The 15512-nt window shown below is 64.3% G+C and carries 18 protein-coding genes and 1 pseudogene; 17 read left to right on the top strand and 2 right to left on the bottom strand.

All coding sequences use genetic code 11. The features are described 5' to 3' along the window. Positions 1–168: 168 nt before the first annotated feature. The 10 genes from ACCC97_RS01800 (at position 169) to ACCC97_RS01755 (ending at position 7085) form a co-directional block, all read left to right on the top strand. Positions 169–456, top strand: a complete 288-nt coding sequence (locus ACCC97_RS01800) for a hypothetical protein (RefSeq protein WP_007828410.1) — start codon at positions 169–171, stop codon at positions 454–456. A 67-nt stretch (positions 457–523) separates the two neighbouring features. Further along, a complete protein-coding gene (locus ACCC97_RS01795; RefSeq protein ID WP_413331442.1) occupies positions 524–949 on the top strand; it encodes a hypothetical protein in 426 nt (141 codons plus the stop codon). 116 nt (positions 950–1065) lie between these two features. Next, positions 1066–1437 (top strand): hypothetical protein, encoded by a 372-nt coding sequence (locus ACCC97_RS01790; protein WP_157632097.1) that lies wholly within the window; start codon positions 1066–1068, stop codon positions 1435–1437. Next, positions 1434–2858 (top strand): TolC family protein, encoded by a 1425-nt coding sequence (locus ACCC97_RS01785; RefSeq protein ID WP_413331441.1) that lies wholly within the window; start codon positions 1434–1436, stop codon positions 2856–2858. The genes ACCC97_RS01790 and ACCC97_RS01785 overlap by 4 nt, the downstream gene beginning before the upstream one ends. 32 nt (positions 2859–2890) lie before the next feature. Next, a complete protein-coding gene (locus ACCC97_RS01780; protein ID WP_413331440.1) occupies positions 2891–4306 on the top strand; it encodes a multicopper oxidase family protein in 1416 nt (471 codons plus the stop codon). A 47-nt stretch (positions 4307–4353) separates the two neighbouring features. Further along, the gene (locus tag ACCC97_RS01775) at positions 4354–4845 is read left to right on the top strand and encodes a plastocyanin/azurin family copper-binding protein (protein WP_007828402.1); all 492 of its coding nucleotides are present in this window, start codon (positions 4354–4356) and stop codon (positions 4843–4845) included. A gap of 74 nt (positions 4846–4919) precedes the next feature. Continuing rightward, positions 4920–5288, top strand: a complete 369-nt coding sequence (locus ACCC97_RS01770; RefSeq protein ID WP_007828400.1) for a copper-binding protein — start codon at positions 4920–4922, stop codon at positions 5286–5288. 201 nt (positions 5289–5489) lie between these two features. Further along, positions 5490–5735, top strand: a complete 246-nt coding sequence (locus ACCC97_RS01765) for a hypothetical protein (protein WP_413331439.1) — start codon at positions 5490–5492, stop codon at positions 5733–5735. 63 nt (positions 5736–5798) lie between these two features. Then, on the top strand, positions 5799–6458 hold the full coding sequence (locus ACCC97_RS01760) for a c-type cytochrome (RefSeq protein ID WP_413313088.1): 660 nt from the start codon (positions 5799–5801) through the stop codon (positions 6456–6458). A 435-nt stretch (positions 6459–6893) separates the two neighbouring features. Next, entirely contained in the window at positions 6894–7085 is a 192-nt protein-coding gene (locus ACCC97_RS01755) for a heavy-metal-associated domain-containing protein (protein ID WP_007828393.1), read from the top strand. Positions 7086–7128: 43 nt separating this feature from the next. Here the strand turns inward: ACCC97_RS01755 and ACCC97_RS01750 are convergent, their stop codons facing one another. Continuing rightward, on the bottom strand, positions 7129–8064 hold the full coding sequence (locus ACCC97_RS01750) for a LysR substrate-binding domain-containing protein (RefSeq protein ID WP_007828391.1): 936 nt from the start codon (positions 8062–8064) through the stop codon (positions 7129–7131). Between the two features lie 96 nt (positions 8065–8160). On the opposite strand from ACCC97_RS01750, the gene ACCC97_RS01745 reads away from it, so the two are divergent. From ACCC97_RS01745 to ACCC97_RS01715, 7 genes and pseudogenes are all read left to right on the top strand, one after another. Beyond that, entirely contained in the window at positions 8161–8613 is a 453-nt protein-coding gene (locus tag ACCC97_RS01745; protein WP_007828389.1) for a hypothetical protein, read from the top strand. Between the two features lie 33 nt (positions 8614–8646). Then, positions 8647–9816 carry a trans-sulfuration enzyme family protein gene (locus ACCC97_RS01740; RefSeq protein WP_413331438.1) on the top strand — a complete coding sequence of 390 codons (1170 nt, stop codon included), beginning with the start codon at positions 8647–8649 and terminating at the stop codon, positions 9814–9816. 22 nt (positions 9817–9838) lie between these two features. Further along, positions 9839–10765: a transporter substrate-binding domain-containing protein gene (locus tag ACCC97_RS01735; RefSeq protein WP_413331437.1), complete on the top strand. Its 927-nt coding sequence runs from the start codon at positions 9839–9841 to the stop codon at positions 10763–10765. Between the two features lie 59 nt (positions 10766–10824). Next, complete coding sequence (locus ACCC97_RS01730; RefSeq protein ID WP_413313079.1) at positions 10825–11562, top strand: amino acid ABC transporter permease; 738 nt, start codon at positions 10825–10827, stop codon at positions 11560–11562. Continuing rightward, the gene (locus ACCC97_RS01725; RefSeq protein ID WP_413331436.1) at positions 11562–12251 is read left to right on the top strand and encodes an amino acid ABC transporter permease; all 690 of its coding nucleotides are present in this window, start codon (positions 11562–11564) and stop codon (positions 12249–12251) included. Before ACCC97_RS01730 ends, ACCC97_RS01725 begins: the two co-directional genes overlap by 1 nt. Before the next feature lie 27 nt (positions 12252–12278). After that, positions 12279–12581, top strand: a pseudogene (locus ACCC97_RS01720) (amino acid ABC transporter ATP-binding protein); the annotation flags it as partial. Positions 12582–12640: 59 nt separating this feature from the next. Continuing rightward, a complete protein-coding gene (locus tag ACCC97_RS01715) occupies positions 12641–13141 on the top strand; it encodes a cupredoxin domain-containing protein (RefSeq protein WP_413331435.1) in 501 nt (166 codons plus the stop codon). Positions 13142–13176: 35 nt separating this feature from the next. Here ACCC97_RS01715 and ACCC97_RS01710 read toward each other — a convergent pair whose 3' ends face one another. Continuing rightward, entirely contained in the window at positions 13177–15483 is a 2307-nt protein-coding gene (locus ACCC97_RS01710; RefSeq protein WP_007828367.1) for a copper-transporting P-type ATPase, read from the bottom strand. Between the last annotated feature and the right edge of the window lie 29 nt (positions 15484–15512).

The raw sequence follows: 15512 nt of genomic DNA, 5'->3' as shown, positions 1-15512 counted from the left end.
TCTCGTGCGTGGATTACTTCTTTGTAATCCAAGTGATGGGTGATTGGCGGACTGGCTTCCTAGAGTGCTTGCATGCCGGTCGACAGGCTGGCACCGCCGGCTCGGTTGTCGATCCAGGCGAGTTCAGTGCAGCTCACGAAATTGAGCCAACCGTTGAAGGAGACCATCATGAAGAACCGTCAAATCCTTTCGTTCGCACTCGCCGCAGGCGTGGGCGGCGCGTTCGTCGCACCGCTCGCGGCCTACGCGGAAGGTTCCTCTCACTTCGCGCCGAACGAAGCCGGCGTGGTCTACCACCCGGCCGAGGCCGGCGCCGCCAAGACCGATGCCCAGGTGGCGGCCGAACTGGAAGCCGCGCAGAAGCAGCCCAACTGGGACGCCGCGGCAAGGCTCGGTGCGCCCCTGCCAGCGCCCAAGGCCGACACGAGCAAGGCTCGTGCGCAGGCGCAACCCTGAGGGTTGTGCGCAGAACTGGATATACGCACGGGCCACCTGACACACCGCTCCAACCAGAATGCTGCGCATGTATCGGGTTCGCCTGTTCGTTCTCTGGATCGTGATGTTCGCCGTGCCCTTTCAGGGGTACGCGGCGGCAGCCATGGTCTTTTGCGGACCCGGACATGCCGGTGCGATGGCCGACATGTCTGTCGAGCTGTCCGGGGGGCATGACCATGCCCGGTCTCCGCATGCCGACGGGCGCAGCGACCATCACCACGAGGCGGCACAGGCCGCCAAGCCACCGGCGAAAGACGGCACCGACAAGACCGCAAGTGCGGAGCCTGACACGATGCACAAGTGCGGCACGTGCGGCGCGTGCCATGCCACGGCGCTGACCAGCACGTTGGACCTGGCCGTCTTCCACGATCTTCCGCACGCCGATCTGGTGGAGCCGGCCATCACGATGGTCACGCTCGCGCCGCGCGTACTCGACAAGCCTCCTCGCGCCTAACGCGTTCGTGCGCCTGTGACTCGCGTCACGGGCCGCCGCGGACGCTCATGCATCGCCTGCGTCATGCCCTTTCGGGCAGCTCGCACGCAATCCGTTCATGAACTTGCGAGAACCCCATGTTCCATTCATCGTCAGCCCGTTGGCTGGCTGTTTTCCCCGCTATGGTGGCACTGGCCGCCGTGGCCCAGCCTGCGCCCACGCCACCTCCCGCACCTACATCTGCTGGCTCGGCCGCGACCGCGGCACCGCCGCCAGTCCTGACCTTTAAATCCGCGCTCGAAGGCTATCAATCCTTTGCTGACGAAAAGCCCATCCCCTGGAAGGAGGCCAACGAGACGGTCTACCGCCGCGGTGGCTGGCAAGCCTACGCCAAGGAGGCGTCGGGCACCGGCACGGCTGAGGCCGAATCGCCCAAGGGCGCAGCCGCTGCACCTGCCACGCAGCCAGGCCATTCCATGCCTATGCCTGCGAAGAAGGAGAAGCCATGAAGCGCGCCTTGCGTTTGACGGCCATCGCCGTCGCAGCCGCATTTCTGGCCGGGTGCGCCTCGGTCGATATCGACGACGCCCTGAAGGACACGAACACCAATGCCAAGCAGTTCACCGGCGGCAAGCTCGAACTCAGCCGGACCCAGGAGCAGCGTGATCGCCGCTCTGCGTTGACGCAGGAACTGCTGGCCAAGCCGCTGTCGCAGAACGATGCGGTGCAACTCGCCCTGGCCAACAGTCCCTCCGTCCAGGCCCTGATTGCCCAGAGCTGGGGCGACATTGCTGCCGCAAACCAGAGCAGCCGGCTGCCCAACCCGATCTTCACGTTCGAGCGCATGCGCCTGAACAGCGAACTCGAGCTCGGACGTCTGTTGTCCTTCGGGCTGGTGGACCTCATCTTGCTGCCGCAGCGCTTGTCGATCTCGAAGAGCCAGGCCAACCAGGCCAATGTCCAGCTGACAGGCGCCGTGGTCGACCAGGTCACCCAGGTCAGACAGACCTGGGTCCGTGCCGTCGCCGCACAGCAATCGTTGCAGTACGCGGAGCAGGTCAACAAGTCAGCCCAGGCCAGCGCCGAGCTCGCACGCCGGATGCAGCTCATCGGCAACTTCAGCAAGCTCCAGCGCGCGCGCCAGCAGGTGTTCCATGCAGACGCAACCACTCAGCTCGCCTCCGCGCAGCACGCCATGACGGCCGCGCGCGAGGAACTGATCCGTGTCCTGGGACTGGACGATGCCCAGGCCGCCAAGCTGACCTTGCCCGAGCGTTTGCCCGACCTGCCGAAGGCACCTCGCGAGGCGAAGGAAGTCGCAGCCACTGCGACGGAGCAGCGTCTCGATGTCCAACTCGCCCGCGCCCAGCTGGATGTGGCAGGCAAGTCGCAGGGCATCAACCTGCTGTCGACCTTCATCGACGTCGAAGTGGGTGGTCGTCGCGACACAGTGTTCGACAACGCGGAGGGCACCAAGAGCACCCGGCGTGGCTTCGAGCTCGACATCCGGTTGCCGCTGTTCGACTGGGGTTCTGCGCAACGCGATGCATTGAACGCTCAGTCCCTGGCCGCGGCCAACCGATATGACGCCACCGTGCGCGGCGCTTCTTCGCAGTTGCGCGAAGGCTACTCGGCCTACCGCACGGCCTACGACATCGCGCGGCACTACCGCGACGAGATCGTGCCGCTGCGCCAGGCCATGGCCGACGAAAACGTGCTTCGCTACAACGGCATGCTGATCGGCGTCTTCGAACTGCTGGCCGAAGCGCGCGACCAGATCTCCAGCGTGACCAACGCCATCAACGCCCAGCAGCAGTTCTGGCTGGCCGACGCCGCCCTCGCGGCTTCCGTGATGGGCAAGCCCACGTCCATGGGCGCCGCGACGGCCAGCTCGGGTGGCGAAGGCGCCTCCACTGGCGCCGCCCACTAGTGCCCCCGGGGCTCATCAACGATTTGAACGACATGACCAACAGACGCAATTTCCTGAGCGGTGCCGGTGCCATCACGGGCGCCATTGCAACCGCGAGCGTGAGCAAGGTGGCCATGGCCGCCTTGCCCGAGCCTGTGCTCCAGACGACGCCCAACACCATGCCTCCGCTGATGCCCTCGAGCGGACGCCCCTACAACCCCGTGGTCACGCTCAACGGCTGGACCCTGCCCTGGCGCATGAACAATGGCGTGAAGGAGTTCCACCTGGTGGCCGAGCCCGTGGTGCGCGAGATGGCGCCGGGCTTCAAGGCCAATCTGTGGGGCTACAACGGCCAGTCGCCCGGCCCCACCATCGAAGTGGTGGAAGGCGACCGGGTGCGGATCTTCGTGACCAACAAGCTGCCGGAGCACACCAGCATGCACTGGCACGGCCAGCGCCTGCCCAACGGCATGGATGGGGTCGCAGGCCTGAACCAGCCGCCGATCCGTCCGGGCAAGACCTTCGTCTACGAATTCGTGGCGCGCCGTCCCGGCACCTTCATGTACCACCCGCACGCGGACGAGATGACGCAGATGGCGATGGGAATGATGGGTTTCTGGGTGACGCATCCGAAGGCCGAGCATCCGCTGATCGAGAAGGTCGACCGCGACTTCGTGTTCCTGCTCAACGCCTACGACGTGGAGCCCGGCAGCGCCACGCCCAAGATCATGACGATGCTGGACTTCAACCTGTGGTCCTGGAACAGCCGGATCTTTCCCGGTATCGACTCGCTCAACGTCAGGCTCAACGACAAGGTGCGCATCCGCATCGGCAACCTGACGATGACAAACCACCCGATCCACCTGCATGGGCACGAGTTTCTGGTCACGGGCACCGATGGGGGACCGACACCCAAGAGTTCCAGGCAGTACGAGGTGACCACGGACGTGGCGGTCGGCCAGATGCGCCAGATCGATTTCCTGGCCGACGAAGAAGGCGACTGGGCCTTCCATTGCCACAAGAGCCATCACACGATGAACGCCATGGGCCACGACGTGCCGACCATGATCGGCCTGGACCACAAGGACGTCGCCAAGCAGATCTCGAACCTGGTGCCGGACTACATGGTCATGGGCGAGCGCGGCATGGCCGACATGGCCGAGATGGAGATGCCGATCCCGGACAACACCGCGCGAATGATGACGGGCGAAGGCCCCTTCGGCTCGGTCGAGATGGGCGGCATGTTCAGTGTGGTCAAGGTGCGCAAAAACCAGAAGGCCGGTGACTACTCCAATCCCGGCTGGTTCAAGCACCCAAAAGGCACGGTCGCCTACGAACTGGACGGCCCGCCGCCGGAAACCCCGCGCCAGCGCGGCGCCGGCGCAGCCGCGATGCCCGCTCGGAACATGCCCGCCAAGAACATCGAAGTTCAGATCCGCAAGCCCGCCAGCGGTCATTCCGGCCACTGACATTTTTTCCACTCCCCTCAAACCTTCCAACCTCTCAAAGGAAAACCATGAAACACACCTTCCGCAACACCACTCTCGCTGCACTGCTCGCACTGGCCGCCGCCGGCGCTTCGGCGTCGGGCACCCATGCCGGTGGCCACGGCCACGATGCCGACGAGGCGATCGGCAAGCCCGGCGTGGCCACCAAGGCGACGCGCACCATCAACGTCGACATGACCGACAGCATGCGCTTCACGCCGGCCAACATCAGCGTCAAGCAAGGTGAGACCGTGCGCTTTGTCATCAAGAACTCTGGCCAGCTCAAGCACGAACTCGTGATCGGGACCGAGAAGGAGCTCAAGGAGCACTACGAAGTCATGAAGAAGAACCCGGAGATGGAGCACTCCGATCCGAACATGGTGACGCTGGCCGCGGGCAAGACCGGCGAGATCGTCTGGCAGTTCACCCAGGCCGGAAAGGTCGACTTCGCTTGCCTGCAGCCGGGCCACTACGACGCCGGCATGAAGGGCGCCGTGAACGTGACCAAGACCGGGAAGTAAGCGCCAAACGCGCGCCGCGGGCCTCTATCGGGACGCGGCGGGCTTCAATTTCATTCATATCCAAGGAGATTCTCATGTCGAACATTCGCATCGCACTCTTGGCATTCGTTGCCACACTCTCGTTCGCTGGCACGGCCAGCGCGCAATCTTCCAAGTCCGACATGCCGGGCATGTCCGAGAAGGCGCCGGCCGCCGGCGCAGCGGATGCTGCCGCGGCGTCGGATCTCACCGAAGGCGAGATCCGCAAGGTGGACAAGGACAACAAGAAGCTCACGATCAAGCACGGCCCGCTCAAGAACCTGGACATGCCTGGCATGACGATGGTGTTCGGGGTCAAGGACGACGCCATGCTCGACAAGGTCGAGACCGGCGTCAAGGTCCGCTTCCAGGCGGAAAAGATCGACGGAAAGATCATGGTCACGAAGATCGAATCAGCTCGCTGAGCGCATCTTCACCAGGCGCTGTGCAGGAATGACATCTGGCTCGCCGCAGGCTCCCTGCACTGTTTCGAGGACGCGCGCCCGAACGATCTGCTCCACCGGTGCGAAAGACTGCCACGGCATATCCTGTTGAACAAGTCGCGCCTCTGCGATGGTGAGGACTACGTGACGACCCAGAATATTAGGGCCGGCTGCTTCTCACCGATGCACGTCTACAACCGTGGCAGCTTCATCGAAGAGATTGAATTGCAGGAAGACGGCCGGCTCCTACGAACTTGCCGGACAGCGCTTCGCGATCCCGGTCGATCGCTCCACGGGCAGCGCCACGCGCACGTCGTGATGCTGAATCCGGCGACATCCGCCGAGTTGGGCGACATCGTTTCGGCCAACGTCGACAGGTGCGGCACAACCATTCGCGTGTTGTCGCATGCACAACTGCCACCCGGCTGAATCGGCCTGCGCACGATCTCCGGCCATCTTTGCAGCCAGCCTCCCGCCAAACCTGAGCACCCCATGAAATTGTTCGCGCCTCTTTTGCTAGCCGCTCTCGGCGGATTGTCCTCCGGCTTTTCTTTCGCGGCCGATCCTGCCCTGCCAGCGCCGATCGACAGAGTCCCCGCCAAATCGGCAAAACCCGACATTGCGAACGGCGAAGTCGTCTTCAATGGCAAGTCATGCGCCGCGTGCCACAGCGGGGATGGAAACTCGGCTATCCCCGCCAATCCCAAGCTGGCCCAGCAGCATCCTGAGTACCTGCTCAAGCAACTGCAGGAGTTCAAATCCGGCAAGAGAAAAAGCGCAGTCATGAGCGGCATGGCGGCGATGCTTTCCGAGCAGGAAATGCGCGACGTCGCCTGGTTCCTGGGCTCCAAGCCCATCAAGCCGGGGTTTGCGAAGGACAAGGATCTGGTGGCGTTGGGCGAGAAGATCTATCGCGGCGGCGTCGGGGACCGCAGTGTGCCGGCCTGCGCGGGCTGTCACAGCCCCAACGGGGCGGGCATCCCGATCCAGTACCCCCGACTGGGCGGACAACACGCCGAATACATCGCCGCGCAGCTGACCGCGTTTCGCGATGGAGGGCGACTCAACAGCGTGCCCATGAGCGGCGTTGCAGCGAAGCTCAACGATCGCGAGATCAAGGCTGTGTCCGATTACATCGCGGGGCTTCATTGAATGACGCCATGCGTCCAGAGCTGCCCTCGCCTCAGGAGGTAGGCATGTATGTGACGGGACGATGGGTTTCAACCAATGTTGTCGGCACGATGTTCGTCGCCTGGCTCGTTGGAGTTGTCATCTTCGTGGCCGTCATCGTGTGGCAGCGCCGGAAGTCCTGGTGGAGCGAGCGTCTGACAGACATCGCGTCCGCCGCCGGCCAGTCTTAGAGGCCCGGCGGCGTCCTTGTCTGTATGCATTCAGCCCCCCTTGCGTCTGCCTCGCAGAGACAAGTCACGAGGACGCTGACCAACTGTTCCTGCGATTCGCTTCGCCCGGCCTCTTGAAAAGCCTGAATGCAAGAAACCACGCCGTTGAAGGATTTGATGCCAGTCGCTTGACCTTCACACGATGTCAAGCCTGAAACTGGAACCACTTTCAATCAAGGAGTCTCTCATGCAAGAGTTCGTCATCCAGTCAATGTCCTGCGGTGGCTGCGCGAGCCGGATCGCCCAGGCCGTCAAGAATCTGGACGCCGCAGCGAAGATCGAAGTCGACCTGCCGACCAAGACGGTGCGCGTCGACAGCGCCGAAGACCGCGCATCTGTGATCGCGGCCCTGACGGAAGCCGGCTACCCGCCGAAGTGATCCGCAACGCACGGGACATCGGCCTCAATCGGCTGTAGTGGCGCTATGCGGCGCGGGGTTTGAGGAGATTCGCGAGGGCCTTCTGGTCTTCGGCCAACTGGATGCGCATGAGCTGAAGCACTCGCAGGGCGAGGCCGGACAGCGGCTGCCCAGGGGGAAGCACCAACACCCCCGCGAAGGAGACTTCCAGGGACAGCGGACGGATGGCCAGGCCGCGTTGGGCGTATTCCATTGCGGTGACCGGATTGACGAACCCGATGCCCATCCCGCTCAAGGCCATCTCGCACACGCTCGCCGCGTAGGGGGTCTCGACCAGCACGCTCAACCCGACGTTGCACTCCGCCAAGGCGCGTTCCAGACGTCGCCGGGATGCGTCCTCGGGGTTGAGTGCAAGGAATGGCTCTTCCGCGAGCTGATGCGGCTGGATGGCCCTGGCCTTGGTCAGGCGGTGCTTCGCATGCATCACAACTACACCCGGGAAGCGCGCGAACTCGGAGTGCTCCAGGCCTGTCGTCGGCATCTCGTCGGCCATCAGCCCGAAGTCGACCTGCCGCCCCTGCACGGCCTCGTGCACCTCCCGCGAGCTGAGCACCTGCAGCGAAATCTGCGGCCGGGCGTCGCTGTCCCGGCGCTCGGCCACCAGCCGCGACAGGACTCGCGGGACGAAGGTCAGGCCGAAGGCCGGATAGACCGCCATGCGCAGCGTGTTGACGCCAAAGCGCTTGAGGCTGCGCATGCGGTGCTCGATGCTGCTGAGACCCACGAAGACGCGCTCGACCTCGACCAGCAAGGCATGCGCTTCGGGCGTGGGCTGCAGCCGGCCCCGCAGCCTGCGAAACAGCGGGAATCCCGCCGCTTCCTCGAGCCTGCGCAACGACTGGCTGATGGCGGGCTGCGTGACGCCCAGGAGCGCGGCCGCCTTGCTCGCGGAGCCGACGGACATCACGGAACGGAACACCTCGATCTCTCGGAGCAACATATAACAACCGCTTATGGAGAAAGAATTTCGAGCGCGAATCAGATTATCCCTGTCGTCCTAGAGTTGGCGTCTTCAGCCACCTTCCGGAGAAGCGACATGAAACTTCAAACAGTTCTTGCAGTGACCGTCCTCGCATGTGCCGCGCCTGCATGGGCGCACGATTTTTCCGGCGACATCGCCAGGTTCCGGACCATCGCCGCCACCAAAAAGCCCGATAGTCAGCAGGCGCTGGCCGCGAAGCTCGCGCTGGAGCGTGCGCAGGGCGAGATGGAGCAGTCGGACGTGAAGATGGTGTTGCGCATCCGCTCGATGACCAACGCCGGCCTGCGCGCCATCGGCGAACAACCGGCCTTCCTCACCAGCGAGTACAAGCGCCTGGAGGCGGCACTGGCCAATCCGAAGACCAACGACCCGGCCAAGATCGCCGCGGCCAAGGAAACCTTCGCCCGTCTGTCGGTGGAGATGAAGGTCTACACCGATCTCGAGAACATGGCCGTCGACCAGATGAAGCAGGCGCTGCAGCTCATCGAATCCGCACCTGCCAACTGATCGCACGTCCAACGAACAGCCCCGTCTTTCATCGTGAACTCTTCCATCCCCAATCTTGGCACCTCTCCTCGTGGTGCATTCGCCAGCCTGGTCCCGCCGGTGTGGCGTGCCTCCACGGTCGTCTTCGATTCACTCGACGATTTCGTGAATCGCCGCACCCGTCTGCCGGATGGCTTCAGCTACGGCACCACGGGCACGCCGACGCAGCGCGCCCTGGAGACACGCATCGCCGAACTGGACGGTGCCGCACATTGCGTCGTCTTTCCCTCCGGGCAGGCGGCGATCTGCAGCACGCTCCTGGCGTTGCTCAAGAAGGGTGATCACCTGCTGATGACCGACGCCGCCTACGGCCTGGCCAAGTCCTTCGCCGTCGAGCGGCTGCAAGCGCTCGGCATCGAGGTCGAGTTCTATCCGCCGCGGATCGGTGCGGACATCGAACGCCTGGTGCGTCCGAACACGCGCCTCATCTGGCTGGAGTCCCCCGGCACGGTGACGATGGAAGTGGAAGACGTGCCGGCGATCACCGCCGTGGCGCGTGCCCGTGGCGTACTGACCGCCATTGACAACACCTGGGCCAGTCCGCTGGGATTCGCGGCCTTGGCACGTGGCGTCGACCTGTGCATTCACGCCTGCACCAAGTACATGGGCGGCCATTCGGACGTGTTGATGGGCAGCATCGCGACCAACGACGAAGGTCTGTACAAGTCCTTGCGCGGACTCCAGTCGCAGATGGGACTGGCCGTGAGCCCTGAGGACTGCTTCCTGGTTGCCCGAGGTCTGGACACGATGCAGGTGCGCATGGAGCGCCAGGCGACCAGCGCACAGTTGATCGCCGAGCGGCTCGCAGCGCATCGCCTGGTGCGCCGGATGCTCTTTCCCGCGCTGCCCGGCGCGCCGGACCATGCGCTCTGGGCGCGTGACTTCAGGCAGTCCGGCTGCGTGATGTCGCTGCAGCTGCTGGACGGCCCCTACGACGCTTACCGGGCGCTGTTCGGGAATCTGAAGCTGTTCTCCATCGGTGCCAGCTGGGGAGGTGTGCGCAGCATCGCTGCTTTCTATCCGGCGGAAGAGCTGGCCAAGCGCAATTTCTGCGACGTCCGAGGCCCTGTCATCCGTCTGTCGATCGGCCTGGACGATCCCCAAGCGCTGCTTGACGAGTTGCAAGGCGCCTTGCGCGCCTGCGAAACGAGTTTCAACCTCTGATTCACGCCATCTGGAGCCCGCGATGCCCCTCAAGCCGACCTTTCACACTGCGTTGATTCGCTCCTTTCTCGCCGTAACAGGCCTCGCGCTGTGCGCCGGCGTCGCCGCGCAAACCGCGCCGCCGCTGGAGGGCACGCTCAAGAAGATCAAGGACACCGGGACGATCACGGTGGCCACGCGAGGCGCTTCCATCCCGTTCAACTACCTGGATGACAACAACAAGCAGGCGGGCTTTGCCTGGGAGATCGCGCAGCGCGTGGTCGACCAGGCGAAGAAGGACCTCAAGCTTGCGAAATTGGACGTCAAGGCCCTGGAAGTCACGCCGCAGACGCGCATTCCGCTGGTGGCCAACCAGACCGTCGATCTGGAGTGCAGCTCGACGACGAACAACGCGGAGCGGCAGAACCAGGTGTCGTTCTCGACGACGTTCTTCGTCGTTGGCGCACGGCTGCTGGTGCGCAAGAATTCCGGCATCAAGCACTGGTCCGACCTTGTCGGCAAGAACGTCGTGGTCAGTGCGGGCACCACCGCGGAGCGCATGCTGCGGCAGCTCAACGAGAAGAACAAGTGGGGCATCAACATCATCCTGGCCAAGGACATCAACGAGAACTTCCTGACCGTGGAGACGGGGCGCGCAGTGGCAGCGACGCAGGACGACATCATTCTCTTCAGCAACATCGCTCGCGCCAGGAACCCGGCGGATTGGGAAGTGGTCGGTGTGCCGCAGCAAAAGGAAGCCTATGGCTGCATGCTGCGCAAGGGAGACGTCGCCTTCAAGAAGCTCGTCGACGGCGTGATCACCGGAATGATGCGCTCCGGCGAATTCGCCTCGCTGTACGAGAAGTACTTCCTGAAGCCCATCGCGGTGAAGGGCAGCGTGACGGTCAACTTCCCGATGTCGCCCGACATGCAGGAACTCTTGCGTCACCCGAACGACCAGCCGCTGTAAGGCGCCGAACGCCACAAGTTCGACCACCGCTTCACGAACCGTCTCCAAGCACTTTCAAGATGCACTACACCTGGGATTGGCTGATCTTCTTCAAACCCTCGGTCACGGGTGAAGGCATGTACGGCCTGATGCTGCTGCGCGGGTTGCTGTGGACGGTCGTGTTGTCGTTGCTGGCCTGGACGCTGGCGCTGGGCATCGGCCTTTTCGCCGGCGTGGCCCGGACCTTGCCGAGCCGCACGGCGCGATACCTGTCCACGGCCTACATCCACTGCTTTCGCAACACACCGCTGCTGGTGCAGCTTTTTCTCTGGTACTTCGTGGTGCCGGAGCTGCTGCCCGTCGAATGGGGCAATGCACTCAAGCAGATGAACCCGACCACGAACCAGTTCCTCACCGTGCTGGTAGGCCTGACGCTGTACACCGCCGCGAAGGCCGCCGAGCAGGTGCGCGCGGGCATCGAGTCGGTGCCGCGCAGCCAGAAACAGGCTGCCATGGCGCTCGGACTGGGCACCACGGCGGCCTATCGCCACGTGATCCTGCCGCAGGCCTTGCGCACCGTCATTCCTCCGCTGACCTCGGACTTCCTGAACGTGTTCAAGAACTCGGCCGTCGCGCTCACCATCGGCCTCATGGAGCTGACCGGGCAGACGCGCCAGTTCAGTGAGTTCAGCGCGCATCCCTTCGAGGCCTTCATTGCGTCGACGTTGATCTACGTGGCCATCACTTATGGCGTGATCGTGCTGATGCGCCACGTCGAGCGCCGCACGCGGGTGCCTGGCCTGCTGGGAGCCGCGTGATGGGCTACGACTTCGACTGGGCCTCTCTGCAGCGCGCCTGGCCCTATCTGATGCAGGGCCTGCAGATGACCGCCTTCCTGGTGGTGGTCTCGATGGCGGCCGGCGTCGCGCTGGGGACCTTGCTGGCCATCACCCGGATCTTCGCGCCGCGTCCGATCGCGGCGCTGGTGGCCGGGTATGTGAACCTGTTCCGCTCGATCCCGCTGATCCTCACGATCCTGTGGATCTACTTCCTGATGCCCGTCCTGCTGCGGGCCGTGACCGGAGATGCGAACCTCGGCGTCGGGCCGATCTATGCTGCGCTCGTGGCGTTCGTGCTCGCGGAGTCGGCCTACTACTGCGAGATCATTCGCGCCGGGATCGGCAGCGTGCGCGCGGGCCAGATGCAGGCGGCGCAGTCGCTCGGCATGTCGCCGTGGCAGGCCCTGCGCCACGTGATCCTGCCGCAGGCGTTTCGCAACATGACGCCCTCGCTCATCAACCAGACCATCGCCCTGCTCAAGGACACCTCGCTGGTCTACGTGATCAGCCTGAACGACTTCCTCGGGGCGGCCAGCAAGGTGGGACAACGCGACGGGCGCGTGGTCGAGATCTACATTCTGGTCGCTGTCGTCTATCTGGTGCTGTGCACGGCAGGCGCCTGGTGGGTCACCTGGCTGCAGCGGCGCAAGGCCGCGGCTGCGATCTGAATGAACTCCATGATCGAAATCAACGACGTCTCCATTGCACGGGCGTTGTCCATGGACCCGATCGTCATGCTGTTCGACGAGCCGACCTCGGCGCTCGACCCGGAGATGGTGGGCGAGGTGCTCGACGTCATGGTGAAGCTCGCGCGCGAAGGCATGACGATGATGGTAGTGACCCACGAGATGGGCTTTGCCCGGCAGGTCAGCGACCGGGTGATCTTCATGGACCAGGGACGCATCGTCGAAGACTGCTCGAGCGAGGCGTTCTTCGGCCGTCCCGAGAGCCGGCCACCGCGCGCCCAGGACTTTCTCTCCAAGATGCTCGCGCACTGAAGGTCGAAGAAGCACCGAACCCTTCCCAGACAAGCCCAACCGCCTCCCAAAGGAAACACATGAAATCGATCAAGACACTGGTGCTCGCCAGCACCCTGGCGTTCTCGGGCCTGGCCCTCGCACATGGCGACGAGGATCACAGTGCGTCGAGCGGACCGGTACGCAAGGAGCAAAAAGAATGGGGCATCGCGGGCGATGCGAGTGCGGCCAGGCGAACGCTGGAATTCAAGATGAATGACAGCATGCGCTTCACACCCAATCGCATCCAGGTCAAGCAGGGCGAGACCGTCAAGCTCGCCATCCACAATGAAGGAAAGGCCATGCACGAGTTCGTGATCGGAACGAAGAAGGAGCTCGACGACCATGCCGCACTCATGATGAAGTTCCCGGGCATGGCGCATTCCGAGCCCTACATGGCGCACGTCGCTCCTGGCAAGACCGGCGAGATTGTCTGGACCTTCAATCGTGCGGGCGAATTCGATTTCGCCTGCCTCATCGCGGGGCACTATCAAGCAGGCATGGTCGGCAAGGTCAAAGTGGCGGCGGCCGCAGGATCTTGAGGGCGACGCCGGGGGACACGCCGTGGTGAGAAACGCTACTCCACCTTCACCGTCCGCAGTCGGAGCGCGTTGCCGATCACGCTGACCGACGACAGCGCCATCGCCGCAGCGGCAACGACCGGCGACAGGAGCATGCCGAAGAAGGGGTAGAGCACCCCGGCCGCAAGCGGGATGCCGGCCACGTTGTAGGCGAACGAGAGGAACAGGTTCTGGCGGATGTTGCGCATGACGGCGTGCGACAGCGTCCTCGCGCGAACGATGCCCATCAGGTCGCCCTTGAGCAGCGTGATGCCGGCGCTTTCCATCGCCACGTCGGTGCCGGTGCCCATCGCGATGCCAACCGTGGCGGCGGCAAGCGCTGGCGAGTCGTTGACGCCGTCGCCGCCCATGGCCACGACCCGGCCCTCTTTCATCAGGCGCTGCACGACCGCGACCTTGTCCTCGGGGAACACCTCGGCAACGACTTCGTCGATGCCCAACTGTTTGCCCACAGCTTCGGCCGTCGTCTTGCCATCGCCCGTGAGCATGACGATGCGAATACCTGCAGCCTTCAGCAGCTGGAGCGCCTGGGGCGTCGTGGCCTTGATGGGGTCGGCGATTGCGACGAAGCCGGCGAGCTTGCCATTGACGCCGACGAAGATGACGGTGGCCGCCTTGGCGCGCTGCTCTTCCGCAGCCTGGTTCAATGGCGCCGATTCGATGCCGCTCTCGGCCAGGAACTTCGCGCTGCCCGAGACCACCTGCTGTCCGTCGACCGTGCCGACCACACCCTTGCCGACGGGCGAGTCGAAGTCCGTGACGGCGGACAGGTTCAACTTTCCCTCCTGCGCCGCGTTCACGATGGCCAGGGCCAACGGGTGTTCACTGGCCCGCTCGACGCTCGCGAGCTTCTGCAGTACGTCGTCCTTGCTGAAACCCTCGGTCGGTTCGACGTGGACGACTTTCGGCCGCCCCTCGGTCAGCGTTCCGGTCTTGTCGAGCACCAGCGTGTCGACTTTTTCCATGCGCTCGAGCGCTTCCGCATCGCGGACAAGCACGCCGTGCTGCGCGCCCTTGCCGACCCCGACCATGATGGACATCGGCGTGGCCAGGCCCAGCGCACACGGACAGGCAATGATGAGAACGGCGACCGCCGTGATGAGGGCGTAGCTGAACGCCGGCGGGGGGCCCCACACCAGCCAGACGCCGAACGTGATGACCGCGATCAGGATGACGATCGGCACGAACCAGCCCGCAACCTGGTCGGCCATGCGCTGGATGGGCGCGCGGCTGCGCTGGGCCGCCGCCACCATGTGAACGATTTGCGAGAGCAGCGTATCCGCGCCGACCTTCTCGGCGCGCATGACGAAGCCCCCGGTCTGGTTGAGCGTTCCGGCAGTCACCTTGGAGCCGACCGCTTTTGCCACGGGAATGGGTTCGCCCGTGACCATCGACTCATCGACGTTGCCCTTGCCGTCGGTGAGTTCGCCGTCGACCGGGACCTTCTCGCCAGGTCGCACGCGCAGGAGGTCACCGACCTGGATGGCATCGACCTGAACGGTTTCGTCCGAACCATCGGCCTTCACCTTGATCGCGGTCTTCGGCGCAAGCCCGAGCAGGGCCTTGATGGCCCCGGACGTCTTCTCGCGCGCTCGAAGCTCGAGCACCTGGCCCAGCAGCACCAACACCGTGATCACCGCCGCAGCCTCGAAGTAGACCTGAACGGCACCGCCTTGCAGCCGAAGTTCAGCCGGAAACAGCCCGGGCGCGACGGTCCCGACGATGCTGTAGATCCAGGCCGCTCCGGTGCCCAACGCGATGAGCGAGAACATGTTCAGGCTTCGGTTCCTCACCGATGCCACAGCACGCACGAAGAAGGGCCAACCTGCCCACAGCACGACCGGTGTTCCCAGCAGCAATTGCACCCAGTTCGAGGGCTGCTGCGCGATGAGGTGGTGGATATTGAAGAGGTGTCCGCCCATCTCCAGGGCAAAGACCGGCACCGTGAGCGCCATGCCGACCCAAAACCGCTTCGTCATGTCCCGCAGCTCGGGGCTCTCGCCCTGCTCTGCCGTCGCCAGCACCGGCTCGAGCGTCATCCCGCAAATCGGGCAGTTGCCCGGACCCATCTGACGCACCTGAGGGTGCATCGGGCAGGTGTACTCGACCTGACCCTGGTCGCCCTCGGCCGCCGGCTTGGCGGCAGCGTGCGCATGGGCGTGGTGGCTGTGGCCATGGTGGGCATCGTCCATCACGGTGCCGTCTGGCATGACGTGCTGGCCTTCGTGAGGTCGTCCGTCCGGCGCCGGTTTTGTCGGGGGCGGGCGGATGGGGTCATGGGTCGTTACGTTGCTGGGTCGCATCGCGCTCTCCTGTTGTTGTGGCTAGTTTC

This window comes from Variovorax sp. Varisp85 (genome assembly GCF_047304045.1).
Taxonomy (GTDB): Bacteria; Pseudomonadota; Gammaproteobacteria; order Burkholderiales; family Burkholderiaceae_C; genus Variovorax.
Note: the sequence above shows the minus strand (reverse complement) of the source record. Positions and strands in the feature narration are given on the sequence as shown.